Source organism: Sphingobacterium sp. KH_072 (genome assembly GCF_057837975.1).
Genome location: NZ_CM174457.1, coordinates 3259669 through 3283501 on the forward strand (window position 1 = coordinate 3259669; position 23833 = coordinate 3283501).

Annotated in this window: 15 protein-coding genes; 1 reads left to right on the forward strand and 14 read right to left on the reverse strand. The window is 41.3% G+C overall.

Translation table 11 applies throughout. The features are described 5' to 3' along the window. Positions 1-82: 82 nt before the first annotated feature. From AC3IRT_RS14545 to AC3IRT_RS14585, 9 genes are all read right to left on the reverse strand, one after another. Positions 83-571, reverse strand: coding sequence for a DUF4843 domain-containing protein (locus tag AC3IRT_RS14545; RefSeq protein WP_489393934.1), 489 nt, complete (start codon positions 569-571; stop codon positions 83-85). Positions 572-586: 15 nt separating this feature from the next. Further along, positions 587-2014 carry a RagB/SusD family nutrient uptake outer membrane protein gene (locus AC3IRT_RS14550; protein ID WP_489393935.1) on the reverse strand — a complete coding sequence of 476 codons (1428 nt, stop codon included), beginning with the start codon at positions 2012-2014 and terminating at the stop codon, positions 587-589. Positions 2015-2031: 17 nt separating this feature from the next. Next, positions 2032-5103, reverse strand: coding sequence for a SusC/RagA family TonB-linked outer membrane protein (locus AC3IRT_RS14555; protein WP_489393936.1), 3072 nt, complete (start codon positions 5101-5103; stop codon positions 2032-2034). A 604-nt stretch (positions 5104-5707) separates the two neighbouring features. Further along, positions 5708-6115 (reverse strand): RagB/SusD family nutrient uptake outer membrane protein, encoded by a 408-nt coding sequence (locus AC3IRT_RS14560; RefSeq protein ID WP_489393937.1) that lies wholly within the window; start codon positions 6113-6115, stop codon positions 5708-5710. A gap of 180 nt (positions 6116-6295) precedes the next feature. Then, positions 6296-7774 carry a RagB/SusD family nutrient uptake outer membrane protein gene (locus tag AC3IRT_RS14565; RefSeq protein WP_489393938.1) on the reverse strand — a complete coding sequence of 493 codons (1479 nt, stop codon included), beginning with the start codon at positions 7772-7774 and terminating at the stop codon, positions 6296-6298. A 19-nt stretch (positions 7775-7793) separates the two neighbouring features. Further along, complete coding sequence (locus tag AC3IRT_RS14570) at positions 7794-10769, reverse strand: SusC/RagA family TonB-linked outer membrane protein (RefSeq protein WP_489393939.1); 2976 nt, start codon at positions 10767-10769, stop codon at positions 7794-7796. A 746-nt stretch (positions 10770-11515) separates the two neighbouring features. Next, the gene (locus AC3IRT_RS14575; protein WP_489393940.1) at positions 11516-12019 is read right to left on the reverse strand and encodes a hypothetical protein; all 504 of its coding nucleotides are present in this window, start codon (positions 12017-12019) and stop codon (positions 11516-11518) included. A 19-nt stretch (positions 12020-12038) separates the two neighbouring features. Then, positions 12039-13514 carry a SusD/RagB family nutrient-binding outer membrane lipoprotein gene (locus AC3IRT_RS14580; protein ID WP_489393941.1) on the reverse strand — a complete coding sequence of 492 codons (1476 nt, stop codon included), beginning with the start codon at positions 13512-13514 and terminating at the stop codon, positions 12039-12041. A gap of 11 nt (positions 13515-13525) precedes the next feature. Continuing rightward, positions 13526-16657 (reverse strand): SusC/RagA family TonB-linked outer membrane protein, encoded by a 3132-nt coding sequence (locus tag AC3IRT_RS14585; RefSeq protein ID WP_489393942.1) that lies wholly within the window; start codon positions 16655-16657, stop codon positions 13526-13528. Between the two features lie 308 nt (positions 16658-16965). Between AC3IRT_RS14585 and trmD the strand changes: the two genes are divergently transcribed. Further along, positions 16966-17643, forward strand: a complete 678-nt coding sequence (trmD, locus tag AC3IRT_RS14590) for a tRNA (guanosine(37)-N1)-methyltransferase TrmD (protein WP_489393943.1) — start codon at positions 16966-16968, stop codon at positions 17641-17643. Positions 17644-17768: 125 nt separating this feature from the next. On the opposite strand, the gene rseP is transcribed toward trmD, so the two are convergent. From rseP to AC3IRT_RS14615, 5 genes are all read right to left on the reverse strand, one after another. Next, on the reverse strand, positions 17769-19100 hold the full coding sequence (rseP, locus tag AC3IRT_RS14595; protein ID WP_489393944.1) for an RIP metalloprotease RseP: 1332 nt from the start codon (positions 19098-19100) through the stop codon (positions 17769-17771). 61 nt (positions 19101-19161) lie between these two features. Continuing rightward, entirely contained in the window at positions 19162-20316 is a 1155-nt protein-coding gene (locus AC3IRT_RS14600) for a 1-deoxy-D-xylulose-5-phosphate reductoisomerase (RefSeq protein WP_489393945.1), read from the reverse strand. Between the two features lie 11 nt (positions 20317-20327). Further along, a complete protein-coding gene (locus AC3IRT_RS14605) occupies positions 20328-21122 on the reverse strand; it encodes a hypothetical protein (RefSeq protein ID WP_489393946.1) in 795 nt (264 codons plus the stop codon). Between the two features lie 21 nt (positions 21123-21143). Next, complete coding sequence (locus AC3IRT_RS14610) at positions 21144-23261, reverse strand: S9 family peptidase (RefSeq protein WP_489393947.1); 2118 nt, start codon at positions 23259-23261, stop codon at positions 21144-21146. Positions 23262-23388: 127 nt separating this feature from the next. Next, entirely contained in the window at positions 23389-23730 is a 342-nt protein-coding gene (locus AC3IRT_RS14615) for a DUF3276 family protein (RefSeq protein WP_489393948.1), read from the reverse strand. Positions 23731-23833: the final 103 nt, after the last annotated feature.

Genomic DNA, 23833 nt, shown 5'->3' on the forward strand with positions numbered 1-23833 from the left:
AGGAAACAGACCAATAAGCGGAAGAACAAAAAAATGGCTGTCATCTCTGATGACAGCCATTCGTAATTTTAAAAAGATGTGCTTAGCGTAAGTTTACTTGCACCCCGATGCTCTTATGGTTTTCACTCGGTTTGACTAGATCATTTCCTTCAATTTCGAAGACCACTGCTGCCGTTGCAGGCCCAGTAGGTTGAGCTGGATAGTTCAAGATCTCCACTGCAAAATCTGCCGTGCTCGAATTAGCCGGTAAAGTCGCGTTTAAGCCATTTGGCAAACGGTAATGAACCCCTTCTACTGCCGTCGAGTTTTCGGCATCGATACGAATTGCTATCGTTTGATTCGCACTAAGCTGCGCCCCAAGTAAGTTGATACGATAAGAAACTAATCCCGACCCTCTAAGTCTAGCAGCTAACAATGGATAATTACGACCCGGCGCATTGGCTGTGCTGGTGGCTAGGTCAAATTCTACTAAGGCATTAGTGAAATAGAAATCTTCGTCTGTTTCCTTCATGCAGGAACCAAAAAGCATTGGAATACCTAATGCTAAAATAATAAATTTTATAAATCTCATGATGGAGTGTTTCAATTAATAACCAGGATTCTGTACAACTTGTGTATTTGGAGCCGCTTCGCGAACAGGGATATTAGCCAAAATTCGGAAATCCGTAAAAGCAACGTTACCTGTCGGCTTGATGATATCACGTCCTAGGCGTTTCAGATCAAAGAAACGATGTCCTTCGAAAGCCAATTCCAATCGACGTTGCATAATTATATCTTCAAACAAGGCAGATCCAGAAACAGAAGTCTCCCCGATGCCAGCTCGAACCCGGATTAAGTTGAGTTGGGTTCGTGCAAATTCTTCATTAAATGCTGGAGTTCCTGGAGTAGCATAGGCTTCCGCCATATTTAAAATCACTTCTGGAAGCCTAATAACAGGCACATTATCCATGTTATTCACACCACTTCTACTGATGAATTTCGTAATCTCCCAACGGGTTCTATTAGCAGTAGTCAAGCCGCGTAAAATGATTTCGCGACGAACATCATTTGCACCATACAAAGCGTAGAAAGCATCATTCAAAACCACATTGCCGTGGTTTGATCCAGACGTCGCAGTTGGTGTTAGCCGCGTAGTATAGGTTGCACGTAAGGATTCATTTACACCGATATTGTCGGCTGTGTTGGTAAATGCTACTTCGAAGAAAGACTCTGGATTGTTTACCGTACGCCATGTTTGCACAAAAGCGTCTGTAGGTGCTAAGGTTTTACTTCCAGTAGTTATTGCCGCGTTACCTTCCGATATTACTTTGGTCATATCACCACGATATAATGCTACACGGCTAAAAAGGGCATGTGCTGCAGATTTTGAAGCACCATAAACCGATGTATTATTCGGTAATTTGGTGATTGCATTTTCCAAATCAGCGTATATAAAATCATAAACTTCGCTGATAGTAGGACGTGTATTGTATACAATGTGATCCAATGTTAGTACGCCTTTTGTAATGATTGGCACACTGCCCTTATTAGACGCTTCGATAATAGCCGTTGGATCATAGGCATAGCATTTGGCCAATGTATGGTAGCTAAGTGCCCGAAGAAAATGAAGCTGACCAGATACATTTGCCTTGTATTCATCAGTAGCAGGAAGTGTTTCCAGTGCTTCGAAGACTAAATTGACTTGATTAATCGCATAATAGCTCATCTGCCACGTGGCTGTTAGCATATGTGATGCCGGTTGATTATTTGCCTGTGGCACCAAACGATTGCCTGCGCCGGTATTGATTGCATCATCTGCTAACAACTCTGGAATGGCCAATAAATCGCGACCGTATAGCCCCAATTCTCTAAATCGAGAGTAGACGGCATTCACTGCTGCATTGACCGCATTTTCACTGGTTAATGCTGTTTCGGAGTCGATCGACTGCTGCGGATCGACATCTAGTAAGCTGTCACATGAGCTATTTAAAAATAAAGCTCCAGCTAATAATATATATATAAAATTTTTCTTCATTGTAATTTCGTTTTTAATTAAAAGCCCAATTGTAGACCAATTATAAAACTCTTCAACGGCGGGATAGCACCTTGTGTAGATCCTTGTACGGTAGTACCGCGCTCAGAATTACTTCCTGTAGACCCAAACTCAGGATCGTATCCCGTCCATTTTGTCCAAGTCAAAAGGTTTGTACCTTGTGCATACACGCGCAATTGTCTAGCACGAAGACGAGACGCTATTTCCGTAGGCAATGTATACGAAAGGCTAATATTTTTTAACCGGATATAAGATGCATCTTCTAGGAAACGACTGCTGGTACCATATCCACTAGCCATACCCACTTCTGCACCACCATCAATGGGTCTTGGTACAGAAGTAATATCACCTGGCTCCTGCCAACGTCTTTCAAATACATCCACTAAACCATTTCTAGAAGTTGCCCCGTTGCGATACCAAAACGCATTTTGACTATTGTACAACATACGCCCAAAATCATACTGGAAAAAAGCAGATAATTCTACTCCTTTATAGTTAAATGAATTCGTAAAACCACCATAACTATCGCTTAAGCTGTTTCCTAGTACAGTATAGTCCAATGGATTTCTTAGTGAGTACGTGATATTTCCGGCATTATCATACCACATTGCTTTTCCAGTTGCTGCATTTACACCGGCATATCTCCCGTAAAACTGAGAACCTAAAGAGTAACCTACACGGATTGACTGGTCGCCTGGCAACACCTCTAGGTCATCGTACAATGACAATAACTTGTTATCCATAAAAGTAACATTGAAGCTAGTGGTCCAACGGAAATCTCTTGCCTGTACATTGATCGTGTTCAAAGTAAGTTCTAGACCACGGTTTTCTACTTCGGCAATATTCGAACTTACATCTGCATAACCTGATGTATAAGGCAACGGGCGATCAAGTAACAAGTCCGTACTCAGACGACGGAAAACATCCACTTCTGCTGTAATACGACCATCGAAAAATCCTAGATCTAAGCCTAAATTGGTCGTGATATTTCGCTCCCATCTTAATTCTGGATTAGAAATACCGGAAGGACGAATACCCGGTTGGCCATTGTAGGCTCCCAAACCTTGGTATAATCCTCTCCATCCAAAATTATCAATGTTAGAGTTACCTGTATGACCATAACTGGCTCTTAATTTCAACTGCGACAACCAGTTTACATCATTCAAGAAGTCTTCTTGATTGATATCCCAGGCAGCAGATACGCCTGGAAACAATCCATAACGGTTATCCGCACCGAAACGAGAAGAACCATCATAGCGTAAAACACCGCCAATGAAGTATTTCTTTTTGTAATCGTAATTTACCTTTCCGAAGATACCAGCTGTTTTAAAGCCCGTGTAATTTCCAGAGACATTGACTGGATTGGCAGCAGACTGCATCGTACGAAATTGAAAAGTTGGGAAACCTTCGCCCGACATAAAGCGATAATCGCGATTATCTTGTCTGTACTCCGCTCCCAAAATTGCCGAAATGGTGTGATCGGTATTAAAGGTTTTGTTGTAGTTTAATGTCTGGTTCGTTAAGAAGTTAATATTCTCATAGTTATCAAGCTCTAGTAATCCATTTCTAGCAAAACCATCAATGGTACGAGGGTCACGATAATTCTGCGAAGCTATCATACGATAATCAATACCGTAGAATGAACGAAACGTCAAACCATCCATGATTTTCGCTGTAAATGCCGTGTTACCAACTACTGCTTTAGTATTACTTCTAATGGTATTAACAGATGTTGTAAAAATAGCATTATGCCCCATATCTCCTGGAAGATTTGTCGTAGGAGCATTAAAACTACCATCTTCATTATAGATTGGCACGTACGGTAACATCATCGGTGCTGAGTACTGCGGTGCCGCAAAAGCTCCAGACGAAGAGTTACTCCCAGTGATACCATTCTGTGTTACAGATGATAACTTAGCGTTGAAATCAACGGTCAACCAATCCAAAGCTTTGTGACTAATATTAGCCAATGCAGTACCACGGCTAAAATCAATTCCAATCACGGCTCCTTCTTGCTTGTTATATGACCCAGACATAAACACGGTAGTACGTTCGCTACCACCAGAGAACGACAATTCGTAGTTTTGATTCTTACCATTACGGAATGCGGCATCTTGCCAATCATAGGTTGGTAATGCGGCGATTTCGCCATCCGTGGTGGTACGTGGCAAACCTAATGCATCTAACCACGCATCGCGGTTAAGCTGATCTGTTCTAGTTGGGTTTCTGTTCCAAATAGCTTCACCACGCGCTTGCGCAAATTGCTGCGAATTCATCATCTTCACAGAAGGCATCGGCTCGGTCCACCCGAAAAAGGTATTAAAGTTGATCTGACTCTGCCCAGCTTTACCTTTTTTAGTGGTAATCAACACCACGCCATTTGCTGCTTGAGCACCATAAATGGCTGCTGCTGCGCCATCTTTCAATACGGAGATAGATTCAATGTCATTGGTATTCAAAAATGCCAATGGATTGGAGTTAACGAAAGAAGTAGAAGTACCTGTGTTCATCTGTACACCATCTACGATGTACAACGGTTCATTACCGGCAGAGATCGATCCTGTACCACGAATACGCATTTGTACAGCTGCACCTGGCACACCACTGGAAGCATTGACTTGCACACCTGAAGCTTGTCCTTGTAAAGCTCGGTCAATCGATTGAACGGGCATGTTTTCGATGTTTTTTGGATTGACCCGTGAGATGGCCCCCGCAATATCACCACGCCGTTGTGTACCATAACCCGTGACCACTACCTCATCTAGATAGGAAGCTTCAGAAGTTAATTTAACATCTAAAACTGGTTGACTGGTTAAAGAAATAGTTTGAGAGAGATACCCTACATGAGAGATGGTTAGCCGTTTTGCGGCTTGTGCAAATTTAATCGTGTAACGACCATCGCGATCTGTCTGTGTACCGATAGATGTACCTTCAATTAGAACGGATGCACCAATTACAGGAGAGCCATCCTCTTGATCTGTTATCCGACCGGACAACGTACGGTTTTGTGCTAGCGCCATACCGATGGATAGGCAGAAAAGCACAATAATGCTAAGTAGTTGTTTTTGCATAGATGTGTATTAATAATATATAGTAGTTGTTAGTTACCGAGATGCAACGGGCGCTGCAACTAAGCGCTGCAAACATAGTAAAATTTTGTTAAATCCATAATAAACGAGATATAAATTATAAAAAATGATACTAGTTACACATTATCTATAAGATCACCACAATTTCTAAACTGAAAACAACCAAAAACAAATTAAGCACACGATTTTACTATCAATTACACTCGAATTACAACAAAATGAAGAAAGTTATCCCACAAATAAGTCACCCAAACAATAAAATACCCACGAATATTCAATGATATTTTTAAACAAAATTGGTCGAGATCAGAACAAAACTATTTGCCGAGCTGCAACGATAAATAGCAGTTTCTTCGCTATTTGCAAAATCATATGCAAGCATTTGCTTGCATATTTAACTCTTAGATGGAAAGAACACTTGATTGTGTGAAGAACCCCATGAACAGACACTTACGCATCTTCATCTATGGTATAATTGGGTTAGAAACATTAGATAATAACGTCTGTGTATTCAGTAAAAAATAACATAAAAAACGAGGCGCTTTAACAGCGACTCGCTCGTTTAATACTGAAAATGAGTAAGATATTAGAAATTATACAATACAGTATTATTTAAAACTTCTTGTTCTGGAATTGTTAAGCTTATCGCAGGATTGTTGAACTGGTATTGAGTTCCAACATTAAATAAGTGATTAGAACCGCGAACAACACTGAATTTATTACGTTTCATAGCAAGACATGCTTTGCCCTCACCCCATAATTCAATACGAGTTTGCTTGTAAATTTCATTTTTTAAAGCTGTTCCCGAAAGTGTTGTCAAGTAAGCTGTATTATCTAAACGTAGGTTTAATAATCTGGTCAAACTTGTTATAGCATCCTGATCACGATCTAAGCGCGCACTTGCTTCTGCGTTTAACAAAACCATTTCATCTACTCGCATATACAGATTCGCAGTATTTGGGAAACGTGTTCCACCTAAGACTCTTAACGGCACAAAGAATTTATTGCGTGGCGTCAGGTCTGGAGCAGTACCACTGTTAAAAAACTGACCTTTACGAATATCGTTTAGGAATCAACCCTGATCAACAAAAAAATCCCTGCCAGAATTACTGACAGGGAATATATTAAAACATGCTCTTATTAATCATTAATGATTAATAAGAGCATGTTCCTATTACCATCCTGGATTTTGCACCAAGTTTGGATTTAAGAGAATGTCACGTGCAGGAATACCCCAAACAAATTTCTCGTTAGTTGCAGAAACAGTTTTTGTTGTAAATTCTGCACCTTGACTTAAAAATGCTTGCCCTTGTGGCGCTCTACGAGTAAACCCTTCACTCCATCTTTTCAAATCATCTAAACGGAAACCTTCAAGGAATAGCTCTCTGCGGCGCTCCGCTTTAATTTCATTGAGAAGATTTGAGCCAGTTAATCCCACAAGTGGCGCTAAACCTCTAGCAACACGTAATTCATTTAGACGAGCCAAAGAAGAACCTGGATTAGAAACAACCGACGCTTCTGCTGATATCAGATAAAGTTCTGCAACCCGAAAGATCTTTGGCGCATTGTGGTTTTCCGTACCTGATTGAATCAAATCTGGATTACCAGGGTATTTGTTGACTACGTTTACTTGGTAGGTATTACCCAACTGCAATAACGATCCTTGTTTAAAATATACTGCTTTTCTCAAATCATTAGCTTCATAAGCATCGATTACCCATTGTGACGGGATATAAAAAGAGCGATAGGTATTTGTAGCAGGTTCATATCCAAAATAGGCTGAATTTTGAACTGGTCTTTCAGCAGCACGATTAGCGAACAATTGAAAAATGGTCTCTTGTCCAGCGTCATTCCTCCAAAGCGATGTCAATCCTTCTGCAGTATTATATAAGGTATACTTCCCTCCGGAAATTACAGCTTCAGCTGCAGTACGTGCACCTGCCAAATCACCCATATATAATTTGGTACGTGCTTCTAATGCTGAAGCAGCCTCCGCTGAAAAACGAGTAGCACCAGGCGTACCTTGTACACCAGCTAGTAACGTTTTTGCCTGAGCTAAGTCGGACAATATTTGCTGGTAAGACGCCTCTACAGTAGCACGAGCCGGTTGTTCTGTCAGAGTATAACTTAACACCAAGGGAATACCTAGATCAGAAGCAGCAGTAGCTGGGTTATATGATTTAGCATACCGCAACGTCAGATTAAGAAAATAATAAGCCCGCATTAAATAAGCATCACCTAAATAATTATTCAGTTCCGTCTGCTCTGCAGGTGTAGCTACTGGTAATGTGGGAAACTTCTCAATTGAATAATTCACGTTTTTTAGTGCACGATAATACTCACGATATAGATCGCGAATTTCATAGCTATCCGCATTGAAATCTTGGCTCCAACGATGCACACCACCATAGTTATTTCCATATTCAGCGGTCGCGTTTAGTTCATCCGCCTGAATATCAGCTGCCATAGTAAACACACCATACACTCGTCCACGAAGATCAGAATAGAAGTTCGCATCCCATTTTTTTGCATCGGCAACAGAAACTAACGATAAGCTGGTTTCGATATTCCCTTCTGGGAAACGCTCAACATCACATGAGTTAAGCATTGCCAGAGCGAGAAGTCCCGAGAACAAATATTTTATCTTTTTCATTTTCAATTTCCTTTAAATATTAAAACATCAATTCAATACCAAAACCATGTTGTTTTGTATTGGGATTTATACCAAGCGCCAAGTTCGAGTCTAGCTCTGGATCAGCACCGCTAAATTTAGTAAAAGTCAACACGTTACGACCGATGTAATAGAAACGGGCAGACTGGAAAAACCCTGTCCTACTTAATAAGGCTCTAGGTATTTGATATCCGAAGCTCAAATTTTTCAAGCGTAAGAAAGATGCATTTTCAATCAATGAATCATCAAACTGTCTTGCTACACCAATTCTCGGAAATTCTGTTTGATCTCCAGGTGCTTTCCAGAAGTCGTTAACCGCTTTAGTTTGATTAAAACCTGGAAACTGTGCTGGATTTGAGAAGAAGTATGCATCGTTATTGATCAAGTATTTCCCAACAGAGAAGTTAAAGCTGGCGTTCATAAAGAAGCCCTTATACCCCGCATCAAAACCAAAGCCTCCATTAACGGGTGCGTAGCGGTTTATACCTGTATTTTGCTGCAAAGTTGCTGTACTAAACGTAGAGGTTACTGAATTAGGGTCAGTGATAGTCTGTGTTACGTCGCTTGATGGCAAGTACCACTCTAAGTTACCGTTATCTGGATTCACACCTTTCAACATTGGGTAGAAATATGAAATAGGCTGTCCAACAACATAACTAATCCCTGTGTTAGGTACTACCCAGTAATCACGACCTTGGAACAGTTCAGTCATTTTGTTTTGAACATATTCAAAGTTCACGAAAGGTGTAAAATAGTAATCTGCTGATCTTAATACATCTACACTGATATTAAAATTAAAACCTCTATTATTCAACTTACCTACATTGGATAAGATCTCGTCAAAACCAGTTGTATATGGTGTAGGTACACTCATCAATAAAGCCGAAGTATTACGATCATACACTTGCGCTTCGAAATTAACACGGTCGAATAAACGCGCATCAAAACCGATATTGATCATACGTTGTTTCTCCCAGGATAACATTGGGTTTCCCGGAGTACTAATACCGTAACCTGGTTGGCCATTGTAAGCACTTGTACCTATTGTGGCTAAAGACTCAAAGTTGGATAATGTTGAACCGATGATAGAACGACCCGCATTACCTGATGTACCAATCGATCCTTTAAAACGTAGGTCAGTCAACCAGTCTTGATCCTGTAGAAATTGTTCACGTTTCATATTCCAGTTGGCACCGAAAGACCAAAACGTGGCACTTTCTAAGTCACGACCGAAGCGAGATGATGCATCATTACGAAGGGTAGCGCTGAAAAAATACTTATCTAGCAAATCATATCCTAAACGCCCGAAATACGAATTGAACACATACTCTGTACTCTGTTGGCCAACGGTGAAACCGGTTGTCGTGTGTTGTAATTGAATTAGACGGTCATCCGCCAAACCCGTACCAAACCCTTGGAAATTTTCGTCACGAAAATCTTGGTATTCATGACCAGCAAGCGCTGTAAAACGATGATCAGGATTCAGTTCAAATTTGTATTCTGCCGTAGTTGTAATTGTACGACCAAGAGATTGTCTCCAAGCTTCTGTAGCCGTACCATTATTGATATTTGGCAAGTAAGATGGCATACGACGTAATGAAGTACGGCCATTATAGTAATCCATACCTGCTTGCGATCTCAAGATTAATCCTTGTACAGGTGCAACCTCGATAAAAGCCGTTGGTGTGAAAGTTTGACGTCTATCCATGGACGGGAATTTATCCGCTAAGTATTGTGGAGACCAACGTGCCAAACCAGGAATTTGCTGATCATAGTACTCATTGCCATTTTCATCAAATGGAGTATACCAAGGTAAACCCAAAATTGACAAACCGCCATTCAAACTATTAGTGGTGTACCCATTAAGCTCTCTACGATCATAGCCCCCTGCCAAATTCAGACCGACTTTAGTCCATTTATTCAATTGAGTTTGCAAATTACTTCTTAAAGTAATACGATCGAATGATGAGCGGTGCATGACACCTTCCGAGTCAAAGTAAGAAGTAGAAAAATAGTATTGTGTTTTACCACCACCACCACTTACATTTAGATTGTACTCTTTCATTGGTACATTCTGTTTGAAATAATAATCAGTCCAGTAAGTGTCATTTGGCCATTGCTCGCGGATTTCATCCGTTTGCTGCTGTGTCCTATAGCCCGAATTGACCCAGTAATTCAATAACTCTTCGGAGTTCATCATATTTCTTTGAGCTTCAGAACGCGCTAAGCTTGACCAAATATGTTGGGCACGTGCAGTAATAGTAGCTCTTTCTCCTACGCGGCCTTTTTTGGTTGTGTAGTAAATAACACCATTAGATGCACGCGCTCCATAAATAGAAGTAGCAGAAGCATCACGCAATACGGTTACACTCTCAAAATCGTCAGGATTTAAAGAAGCCATGGCGCCATCCCCGACCGGAATACCATCAATGACAATTAGAGGTGTGTTACCCCCACTAATAGAACCTGCTCCATTTAATCTAATACTCGGAGTTGCTGATGGCTCACCACTATTGGTATACACTTGCAAACCTGCTACCCGTCCTGTCAATGCTTCTAATGCATTAGCTGAAGGACGTCCTTGGATATCCTTGCCACCAACACGTGCAATAGAACCCACTGCATTTTTTGAAGCCACACCAGATCCATAACCTACAACGACTACTTCATCAATATCTTCATTGTCATTGTTAAGCTGTACGTTTATGGTAGTCTGCGTGCCCACCTGAACTGTTTTATCTGTATAGCCAACAGATGTAAAATGCAAACTGCCAGAACCTGATACGCTAATAGCGTAATTTCCCGATCCGTCTGTTTGTGTTGCTATTCCCGTACCCGCAACGAGTACCGTAACACCTGAGAGTGGTTCTCCGTTTGTTGCGGAAGTAACCCTACCCGTGATGTTTCGGTTTTGCGCATATACACCACCTAATAGAAGTGTGAATAGCACAAAAAAACTGAGTAATTGTTTTTTCATAAGTTTGAGTGTGTGTTTAGTTAATAATGGCCAATAGTAGACATTTAAATTAATAATGCAAAAAAGTGTTAAATAAGCCGCTTAATTAAACTTTGGAACACTTATTGCCAAAGTTTCAGATTTTTTTTAATATAAACACTTTTTTTCATAAAAAAATATTTTATTATTTACGAAATAATAAATCAATACCCTTAGCTTATTGTGTTAAGGTCGATTTTTTTTTATTTTTAATAGGCTGGTTTCAATTTGTCACACTAACTCGTGTTACAACAACCTTATGTTTCAAATAACATATTGTATTCACTCGATAATTCAAGTTTTTGTATGGAAAGGTCAGAAATACTATATAATTTGCATCCCCATTAAAGACACACTAAGACGAGATGTGAGTTTGGCAGATTGTAACTGACACCAAAAAATAAGAACTTGCACGCAATGTCGCAAGTTGGTTTTATAACGGTAAAACGATAAACTAAGTCAATCAGTTTTTTGAATTCAACCAATTTACTGCTATAAACAAAAGGCCTAGATTCGCATTTGAACAATCCTCCCCTTCCGTAATACTAATCTGCTCAGTAAAAAACAAGACATTTTTCTTCATAATGCGCCCCTAACAAAAGAACTCTACAATAGAGGTATTGAACATATCGATTAAACAAATAAAGCTGCTTCTATAGAAGCAGCTTTATTTAAAACTGTAGCTCAAACCAACCCCTTATGAAAGGTTAAAACATTTTTTGAGACAACTATTTACGAATCCACACACGTGTTTGTACTGGAATAATCTCTTGACCATCATCTAGCGTCACTAAAAACATAAAGGCAATCTCTAGTTGAGAAAGATCCTCGTCATCTATAAAGTCTTGAATAAGCTTATTGTTGGCAGCACTTTTTGATCGAAACTCATCAATAGTAGTCGTAAAAGTGGCTTTGGTTCCGTTACCAGCGATAGGCGCATTAATATAAGTCGCTGCGCGAACTCCGCCTGCATTGATATTGGTACCACCAGCTTGTACGCGTGAAATAGAAGCAATCGTTCTACCGGAAGTTGCTGGTATGGTCGGCGTGAAACTGATATTGCCATTATTTAACGGCACTATAATGTACGGGTTAAATCCGTGAGTCGTAGCCCCCTCAAAGGTCACCGGAATATCTGGTCTATTATCCGAATAAAATTCCGTGTAGTTCTTTTCGCACGAACTCATCAGAACGAGCAAAAGAGCTGTAAGTGTTATGATTATATTTCTCATCTTATCTTCTCTTAAAGTATTAGTTTGCATCCCACCATACACCCACATTAGATTGAGGTGCGGCGTTTCCTTGCGGGAAATTAGGGTTACGTTGTTGCTCCGTGAATAAATAAATCAATCGTACCGGCCGAGTACCATCGATACCTTGTGCATTTTGATGATCTGCCAAAACGGGGTATCCCGTACGTCGCCAATCATTCCACTGCTCTAATCCGTTGGAGAACAAAGCGATATATTTTTGATTGATTATTTGTTCAATTTGCTCCTCTGGACTACCTGTTAAAGAAACTACTGCTGAGTTCGCAGCAAAGTAAGCGTCGATATCGGCAGCAGCTACGCCAGCATCCTGCATCGAAGCCCTAATACCACGTTGATACAGTGCAGCAGCATCTCCAGCTACACCCAAACGAACGACAGCCTCTGCCAAGATAAAGGCAGTTTGTGCATTGGTTAGTAATCTTACCGGACCTTCGCCACCAATTCCGATCGCATAATTGTTATACACGGAACGATCTGCCGCATCTGGCGGAACACCTCTAAAGCCATTATCAATGGTAACATAACTACCCGTCGGGCTTGTTACATAAAGTGGTAAACGTGGATCATTTAATCCGCTCAACCTGTTGACAAAACGCGTGCTGATGAGCAATTCATTCTGAAAGGATGAATTACGCGTTAGCGTCCACAAAGGTGCTTGACTACCCACTTGCCCGCCAAAGCGTACCGCCAGATTCTGATCGTTGGCAGTGATGTACATATTACGTTGCAAAACTTCTTCGATTACCTGCGTAGCCACCTGAGGTTCTACACTACTAATCTGAAGAGCTAATCGCAACATCAACGAGTTACCTGCGCGTTTCCACTTGGCTAGATCACCGCCATAAACGATATCATCACTACCAATGGTTAAGATGCTCTCGCTATCTAGATCGGCTAAACCTTCTCTGACGAGATCAAACAAACTTTGAATGCCTTCAGCTTCATTTCCTAAATATATATCTCGCTGACTATCCAAACGTGGACTAGTAAGCTCCATATCACCTAATAATGCTTCCGAGTACGGCACATCGCCCCAAGCATCGGTAGCCATCGCAAAGGTAAAAGCCATCATGATTTTACCCACACCGGCATATACGGGGCTATTGGACTTTTCAGCCTCTTCGAGCATTTTTTTATAGTTGATTAACGCTCCACCGTAAATCTCAAAGTTCCATTGATTACCAAAATCATCTCCAAAAACCTCATAGATATCGTAGCCGGCAGGGCTACCAGCCGCGCCTGCTGTCACACTCATAATGGTGGAAGCAAAGCGATTAAGCTCATTGGAGTTGGCAAAAGCAGTACCCGACAAACCAACTGGAAGTAAGGTCGCCGCTGGCACTTCCAATGGATTATTTGGTGTATCGTTTACATCCAAAAATTTATTACAAGACGCAGTCGACAAAGCCAAAGCAAGGATCGACAGCTTAACTATTTTATGTTTTATCATTTTCATGTTTATTCAAATTAAAATGATGCCCGTAGATTGAAACCATAATTTCTAGTGGTAGGCACACCATTCAAGTCCATACCTTGCACATTACCCGCACCTTGTGTATTCACCTCTGGATCTCCTGGGAAACCTGGAGCAAACATAAATAGGTTACGACCACTGAATCCTACGGAAATCTGTCCAAAAGGCGAGTTTTGCAAAACACTTTGAGGAAGAGTGTAGCTTAGAGTCAATTCTCTTAAGCGGTAAGAGGTGGCATCAAACACGGCCGCTTCTGAAGCGATACCGCCCAAACCTTGCCAGTAAGACTGTGCAGAGATCTGAATATCATTAGGTCTGTAAGTACCATCACCATTAGCAATTACGCCCGGCAATATTCTAGGCTGATCACGATCCACGCCTGTCGGCTCGACCATACCACCCGAACGCATATCTACTTGTGAGAACGAGAAGATCTGACCGCCTTTTTGTATATCCACCAACGCCATCAAGCTGACTCCTTTGTAAGTAAATGTATTGGAAATACCTAAAGTGTAATCTTTCTGCGGGTTCGAAATGACGCGATTACCGATACCTGGTTGGAACATACCTGTCAACGGGTTGATCAGCAAATCGCCATTTTCATTTCTAGGATTTTGAGCACCTACAATGACACCATAAGGGAATCCTTCGGCAATTGATGGCGCAATACCGATGAAAGAGTTAATACCAGGAATAACACTACTGGTCAACTCATCACCACCCACGGGCTGATCGCCGAAGATGGCAACCACATTATTACGAATGCGGGTAAAGTTTAGATTCACATTCCAGCTAAAATTCGAGTTGCGAATAGGATAGCCGCTTAATAAGACTTCAATACCCCGATTGGTCATCTCACCAATATTAGAGGTGCGGGTATCAAAACCAGAGGAGTTAGATACTGCTACATCAAAGATTTGACTAGAACTGCGGGTGCTGAAATACGTGAAATCTAAATCAATCCGGTTATTAAACAAACCGAGCTGCGTACCGATCTCAAATGATGTGATAAACTCTGGTTTTAAGTTCGGATTACCGATACGACTACCAATAGCAAAACCTGGAATGCTAGATCCTCCTACGTTTAATGGAAATTGAATACTAGCCGTATTGTTTCCGAAAGAACCTATACTATATAGTGTGTTCAGCAAGTAAGGATCCGCATCGCGACCTACGCGAGCAGCATTTGCCCGTACTTTCCAATAAGACAATACATCCGAGCGCAATCCTTCCCAAGCGGTCGTGGGTACGAAACTCAAAGAAGCAGACGGGTAAAAGTAGGTGTTGTTGGAAGTCGGTAGTGTAGACGATTTATCGGCACGACCGGTCAACTCTAAAAACAAATAATCATTATAACCCAAGCTTAACTGCGCATAATGGCCAATCAATCTTCGTCTGAATCTATTAGAGTACGATCCAGTAAATACGGAAGCGTTAGCTACGTTGTCAAACCCAAACATGGATAGACCACTGGATACAATACCTGATTCACGGAAATCTCTGCTATTAAGATTCTGCCCCAAAAGTAAGGTAGCATTCAATCCATCCACAAAAATATCTTCTTGTTTAGCAGTAATCATTAAGTCGCCATTGAGCTCCGAACGAAAACGATTGTCCGCATCTATAGCTCCTAGCGGTGCGCGTGCCGAACCATTTCTTAAGATTTGATTTCGTTGATCAAAATAAGTATCGCCCGTTACCCGGTAGCTTACATTTAACCAATCGGTGAAATCGTAACCAATATTTAAGTTACCAAATACGCGATCTACATCCGACTCAAAGAATTCATTCTCGACACTCCAAAGCGGACTATTTTGTCCTGGTAAGAAATATTGACGCTCACCCGCCTCATTGTACAATGGAGTTCCATTCAAGTCATAAGAAACCGGGATACGAGTGATTTGTCCAAAGGCACTACCACCATTACCCATCGTTGCACCACGTTGACTGGATTTAGCGTAAGTAAGTGTTCCTCCAATAGAAATACCATTATTTAAGGTACGATTTCCACCGACGTTAGCGGTGTGTCTGTTGTATTTACTTGTTGGTACTACACCATTTTGAATCGTACTTGATACACCTGCCGTAAAGTTGCTCTTCTCATCACCGCCTGCTAAATTCACCGAGTTTTGATAGAAAGCACCCGTGTTATAGAAGTCCGTAATATTATTAGGATATGGCTGATAAGGAACTAGTGCTCCTGTGCCTCCTTGTACCACTTGGTCCATGCTACCAAAGCCCGGTCCCCAAGAGTTGGTACTTTGATTGTTATAAAGATTCTGACTTCCCTGTCCATATAGAGACTGAAATTTGGGCAAGTAAGCTACATTTTGAAAGTTAGCAGAAGAATTTAAGGTTACTTCTGTCTTACCTTGTTGGCCTTTACCCGTTTTAGTGGTAATCATCAAAACACCTGCCGAAGCACGTGAACCGTATAATGCGGATGCTGCAGGACCTTTCAATACCTGAATCGATTCAATATTATCAGGCGGAATATCATTCAGACGGTTGGAGGGCTGCGAACCAAATAACGTATTCTGGCTATTATCCGTATCATTACTGAAGATAATACCATCAACAACGATCAACGGCTGGTTGTTTCCACCAAAAGACGTGATACCACGAATGTTGATATTGGTAGAGGATCCAGGCTGGCCAGATGAGCTGGAGATATTAACGCCGGCTACTTTACCTTGCATCGAATTCAGGACGTTGGTTTCTGATTTTTGAACCAAATCATCTCCACCTACGCGCTGCGTGGCATAACCAATGGATTTGGCCGTACGCTGAATACCTTGCGCGGTAACGACCACCTCTTCAATGGATTCGTCTTCGCCTGCAAGCTGAATGTTGATTACGCTACGATCTCCAATAGAGACGGTCTGTGTTGTGTGGCCAATAAGTGAAAAGCGCAACATGGCACCTGTTGTTGCTTGAACGGAATAATTTCCATTGCCATCTGTCTGTGTGGAAGTAGTGGATCCTACAACCGTGACCGTTACTGCTCCAAGCGGATCTCCGCCTGATACAGAAGTCACTTTACCAGACAATGTTCTGTTCTGTGCTATTGCCGACCCGATAAAGATCGTACACAGCACAAGAAAGCTTAGTAATTTTTGCTTCATCGTGTGATTAGTGTGTGTATTATTAATAGTTAGAATGATGCAAGTATAGGAAAAATTAAAGTTGTAAAAAAATGTTAAAAAGCGATTTTGTGTTCATATAAATTGTTGTTTTAATATCAATAAACCTAAATTATACTTTAAGGATTATTTATTTCTATCAAAGAAATATTTTAGCTATTAACGGGCGTTGGAATATTATATTAAAATATTCAATCGCTAATTTTTACGAAATTTGCAATTTAAAACCCTGTAACAAAACTAAATTTCATCCCTCTGTTTACTCATATTTTGACCTACCTTTGCATTATATGAGATTTGATATTATTACTGTCTTACCTAGTCTATTAGAAAGTCCGTTTGCACATTCTATTTTGCAGCGTGCACAGAAGAAAGGTTTAGCTGAAATTCACGTACATAACCTACGAGAGTATTCCAGTAATAAGCAAAAGTCCGTGGATGACTATCCTTACGGCGGTGGATCGGGTATGGTGATGCAAATTGAGCCTTTTGCGAACTGTATTGAAAAATTGCAGGAAGAACGCACATACGACGAAATCATCTATATGACTCCAGATGGCAAGACCCTGAATCAGGATATCGCCAATTCATTTTCTTCCAAAAAGAACTTGATGATCCTATGCGGTCATTACAAAGGAATTGATCAACGTATTCGGGATCTTTTTGTAACGCAGGAAATCTCTATTGGCGACTATGTATTATCTGGCGGGGAGCTTCCGGCTGCTATTGTAGTCGATGCAGTAGTACGATTGCTCCCGGGCGTGCTATCCGATGAAACTTCTGCTCTGTCAGACTCTTTTCAAGATGGATTACTGGACGCTCCGATCTATACTCGCCCGGCCGAATGGCGGGGAAATCGCGTACCTGATATTCTATTGAGTGGTAATGAGGCCAAAATTACCGCTTGGCGCCATGAACAGCAGCTTCAACGTACTACCGAACGCCGCCCAGATTTATTGGATGATTAGAAAACAAACGTGCCCCCAGAAAGTGTCTAACTTTCTGGGGGCACTTGCATTCTTGAAACAAGAGCTTGACTTTTACTTTTATAATTACAGTACCAGCTGCTTACGCTAGGGCTTAAGGTCTAAATTTACTGCGTAAGTTTAAAGATATCGTTTCCAAAGACAAAGATCATCAACGCGACGAGGATAAAGAAACCCACCATTTGTGCTCGCTCCAGAAAAGCATCGCTTAATGGTTTTCCCTGAATCATCTCTACCAATAAGAATACGACATGACCTCCATCTAAAGCCGGAATTGGCAGCAAATTCATAAAAGCTAAAGCCATAGAGATTAGTCCCACCAAACTCCAAAAACGAGCCCAATCTACTTCGGTACCAAACATAGTGGCAATACCAACCGGACCAGATAATGCTTTATCGGCTTTCAAATCGCCACGGAAGATTTTTCCAAAACCTTTAATATTATCGGTAATTACACCAAACGCCTTTTGCGAACCTAAAGGTAAAGCCTCCCAAAATCCGTAATTATACCGTACAATAGGCAATGAACTACCGGCCATACTATACAATACTCCAATCGTTCCTTCTGCCGATACCGTGCCTGATAAATCTACTTGTTGACCATCACGAACGACGCCCACTTGCACCGCATTGTTGGCTTGACTTTTAAGCGTACTAAGTACCTCGTCTTGAAAAAGAACTGGTCTATTGTTCAGACTTACAATGCTGTCACCAGCTAGTATCCCCATTTTCTCGGCAGGATAATCTGCAACAACCTGATCTATAGGAGCAATTCTTCTTCGTGGTTGAATGAATTCATTTGCCTTATGCTCTGCTACCATATTACCCATATCGGCTGGCATCATCAAATCCATGGTTTTACCTGCACGCTCTACAGTAAGTGTCGCTCCACCAAATAGCACATCGGTATTCAGAAGATCTTGCGCAAAATGTTGAGGCACCTGCCCGTTCACCTTAATGATACGATCGCCAGGCTGAATACCAACTGCTTTACCCACGATTCCTGGTACGACACCATCTACCAGTTTTGTATTGTCTATATCCGTTACGCCATAATGAAAGGTGAGCATCCAAAATACGAAAACACCGACGACGACATTCACAATGATACCGCCCAGCATCACAATCAAGCGTTGCCATGCCGGTTTAGAACGAAATTCCCAAGGCTGAGGATCTTGTTTTAATTGCTCTGTATCCATGGACTCGTCCACCATACCGGCGATTTTTACGTAACCCCCTAGTGGAAGCCATCCGATACCGTACTCACAACCTTTATAATTGAATTTAAACAACTTGACTCCCCAAGCATCGAAAAACAAATAGAATTTTTCTACTTTAATACCAAAAGCTCTTGCTGCAAGGAAATGCCCCAACTCATGCAACACAATTAACAAAGACAGCCCTAGCAGGACCTGTCCAATCATCACTAATACTCCCATTGAAAATCTAAAATCATATTGTAACTGGTCTTGCAGACCAAATCAACATTAATAACGTATTTTAATCTAAAAATGTATGTGCTACACGTCTGGCTTCCCGATCACATGCAAGATAGTCCTCCAAAGACGTGGTAGATTGACTACCCATTTTAGATAAGGTCTTTTCGATCACCTCACTCATACCCAAAAAAGAGATCCGATCTTGCAGGAATGCTTCGACCACCACCTCATTTGCCGCATTTAATACGCAGGGCTGGTTACCGCCATTTTCCATAGCGGTATAAGCCAGTTGCAAGTTACGAAACGTTTCCATATCCGGCTTATGAAAATCCAAGCATCCATACTTAGCAAAGTTAAATCGCTCGAAATTGTTACCTGCCCGATCGGGATAGGTCATTGCATATTGTATAGGCAGCTTCATATCAGGCAGTCCTAGCTGCGCTTTTATAGAACCGTCTTGGAATTGCACCATAGAATGAATGATGGATTGTGGGTGTACGATCACATCAATTTGATCGGCACTCAGGTCAAACAGCCATTTGGCTTCGATTACTTCGAGCCCCTTATTCATTAGCGAAGCAGAATCAATGGTGATTTTTGCGCCCATACTCCAATTCGGGTGTTTTAGCGCTTGCTCTTTCGTTACTTGCTCTAAGAAGGCACGGTCTCTGCCTCTAAATGGACCGCCTGAAGCGGTGAGATAAATCTTTTCTATCGGATTGGAGTCCTCCCCCACCAAACATTGGAAGATGGCCGAGTGCTCAGAATCTACCGGCAACATGCGTACTCCATGTTCTTTTACCAAGCTCATCACTAATTCTCCCGCCACCACTAGCGTCTCTTTATTTGCTAGCGCAATATCCTTACCGCTACATATCGCTTTACAAGTTGGCTCCAATCCAGCCGACCCCACGATGGCATTCAACACCAAATCAATATCAGGATCTTGCACGACCTCGATCAATCCTTCTTGCCCAGAGAGCACAGTGATATCAAGACCCATTAGGCGGTTTTTCATTTGATCCAACGCATCGGAATGAGCCACTACCACATACTTAGGTTTGTACCTGATGGCCTGAGCCACCAGCAAATCGATGTTGCGACCGCCAGTAAGCACACTTACTGTAAATCGATCCGGAAAAGCATCTACGACTTCCAATGCCTGTGTACCAATACTTCCGGTAGCGCCCAAAATGGCAATATTTTTCTTCTTCAAACCCACCAACACTAAATTATATTATCCATCAACGAAGGATCGTCACTTCCCGCATAATTCTTCATCATATCTACATAAACGACCGACATGACGATACTAACCATCGGAATCATGACGAACGAGTTGATTACACTGAAGATCTTGGCCACCAGAAAGTAATCGAAATACTCTGCACTCACCATCAATAAATGTGTAAATGCGACAGTGAACACGATCATCGCTAAGCGAAAAACATTCCCTCTGGTCAATGCCACGCTAAATTTATAGGCTTTAAAAGTTCCTGCTTGCTGTTCAATGATAAAAAACGGATAGAATATGGTACGCAACACCACGATTAGCATCACAATACCCGTCAGAAAGGGATGGATTTCATTCCTGACCGTATCCATATCAATACCCAAATAAAGCAATGGGAAACACAACACATACATGAGCAGATACACAAATCCTGCTAACAGCGAGTATACAATCAAACCTCCGATATACTGTGAAAACTGCCAAAATGAAGGTACATATTGCCATACGCTAATGGATGGTTCTTCTTTCACCAGATGCACGGCACGCTTTAATAAAATGAGCTGCAGACTAAAGTACAAAAACACAAATAATAGTAGCATACCCACTTTCACCAAATTGGCATATCCATCGAAGTAGATGGATAAGAGCGTAGACAGATTGGAAACCAAAAACAAGAGCAGACACAAACCCGCAATCGAGATATAGTGTCGACTTAATATACCTATACTACGTGTAAACACATCGTTAGCACGAAAGGTGCTTTCTTTTAAAAATTGTAACATAGACATAATAAGCGTCTAATGGGTGTCTTATTTCAGCTCTTTTGGAACTGGTTTTTCTAACAAATATTCATAATAAAAACGAACGCGCTCTTTGAAGTCATATGCAGATTTCCGGCGCTCAAAACCATGTCTGCTGCCCGGATAGATCATAAACTCAAAAGGCACATCGCTATCGGTCAAAGCATCTACTAATTGGATAGAGTTTTGCAAATGTACGTTATCATCCAGATCACCATGCATCAGACGCAGACCTCCTTTGTACCCATTCACATGCGTTAGCACTGACCCTTCTTTATATCCTTCTGGATTGTCTTGAGGCGTATCCATCCAACGTTCGGTATAATGAGAATCATACAATTCCCAGCTCGTGACCGGAGCGCCGGCGATACCATAATCAAAATCATTTGATCCTTTAGTTAACGCCAAACATACCATATAACCACCATAGCTATGTCCTGTAATCAAGAGTTTGTCTTTCGCAACCCAGGGTTTTGCTTTCAACCACTGCGCCACCGTTCCATAATCGATCAATTCCCAATGTCCTAGTTTACGGTGCATCAAGGCCACGCCTTGCTTGCCAAAATGACCTGAAGCGCGATGATCACATTCGATTTGAATAATCCCTTCGTTTGCCCAATATTGTTTGGCTGTACCTTTCCACGTATTGCGCACGCTACCAGCATCTGGCCCACCATAGATACTCATGATGACGGGATATTCCTTCGTTTCGTCAAAATCTGTTGGATACGTCACGATAACTGGCAAATCATACTGTCCATCTGATGATGGAATAGTAAAATAAACCGTTTTTCCTACGTTGTATTGGTCAAAATCTGCCGATTTGCTATCTTCCAGCTCACGCACTATTTTGCCATTTAGATCTACCAAAGCTACTTTAGTCGGTGTCTCTACGTTAGAGTATTCTGTGATGAAATATTTGCCATTTGGCGACACCTTTACTTTGTGCGTATAATCGCCAAAAGTCAAGCGCTTGAAATTCTTACCGCTAAAATCGACGCGATAAAGATCGGATGTTGCCGAATTTTCTTTACGACCTGTGAAATAGAAGGTTTTATTTTTCTCGTCTATGTGCGCGATGCTGCTCACCTGCCAATCACCGGCGGTAAGGGCATTAACCAATTTACCATCCAGATTGTAGAGATAGTAATGTGCCCAGCCAGTCTTATCCGATTTTAGAATATAATGCTTATTGTCTGCCAGATACGTAATGCGCTCATCGTGATCTAGATTGATCCAAGTCGGTTGCGTCTCATCATAAGTAGCGACTTTAGTACCATCTACGGGATTTACCTGATAGAATTTTAAATTGGTTTGATCGCGATTCATCCACTGCACCATGATCGATTGGCTGTTGAAGCTCCAATAGGGCTGTCCAAAATACTGATCGTCCTCTTCATTGAAAGCTGCCCACACTACAGGTGATCCTGCCACTTCTACAAAACCGACACGCACACCGGGATTTTTATCACCTGCTTTTGGGTAACGCGTTTTTTCTACAGAACCATGTTGGCCCGGCGATGCATAGATTGGAAACATCGGCACTTCTGAATCATCAAATCGCATAAACGCCAAACGTTTGCTATCGGGCGACCACCAAAATGCTTTGTATCGGGTAGATCGACCTAAAATCTCTTCGTAATACACCCACGATGACCAACCATTGTACACCACATCCGAACCATCCGTGGTATAGCGTATTTCCTTGCCCGTTGCCACTTCGACAGCATACAGATCATTCTCTCTGGTGAACGCTACATACTTTCCATCGGGCGATAAAGTCGGATTTTTTTCCTCTATCTCGGGCGATTTTGTCAGTTGAAGCGACTGTCCGTCGGCAAATGTAATGACGACATCTTTGTTCTCCACAGAAACCTTGGTAGATTCATCTGCAGGATAGTTGTATGGTGTCGCTGCGCCTGTCTTAACATGCACTTTGTGCAATGCATTATTCTCACCTAAAATGTAATGATTGTCATCTGCCCAACCTCTGTATTGCTTCATCGGTTTGGTTAGAGAAGCTTCCTGACCCCAAGATTCTGCAAAATTCAATCTTTTCGTTTGCGCTTCTGATTTACCAACAGCAAGAAAGCACAGCATGATTGCTGCTATAGACAACTTATACATAGTAAGATTTAATGTTTTGCTACGAAAATATAAAAAATATGGCACTGCAACAGGCATTGCCTAAAGATAGTACATAAAAAAAGCCACACGTAAACGGTGTGGCCTATCTATCTTTGATAATCATATTTTAAAAGGAAAAGTTTTCTTTGGCATCGCCATAGGTACCTGTTCTTTCGAACACACCATCTTCTGGGCTACCTTCATATCTTTTCTCGACTACATCTTGGTTATTTTTGATATAACTGACGACATCTTGTAAACCTTCCGCGAATTTTTCAAAATCCTCTTTATAAAGGAAGATTTTGTGTTTGATAAATTGTCCGTCCTCGAAACGTTTTTTACTCTCTGTGATGGTCACATAATAGTCGTTTGACCGAGTTGCTTTGACATCAAAAAAATAAGTACGTTTCCCCGCTCTCACCTTTTTTGAAAATACCTCTTCGCGTTCTTTGTTTTCAAAATCTCCCATTAGATTAGTCAGATAAATTAAGTTTATGCTTTATTTTCTTGTATAAATATATAATAAATAAAATCATCAGGCCAAATTTCGTCAGAAAAAAAGTAAATTAATT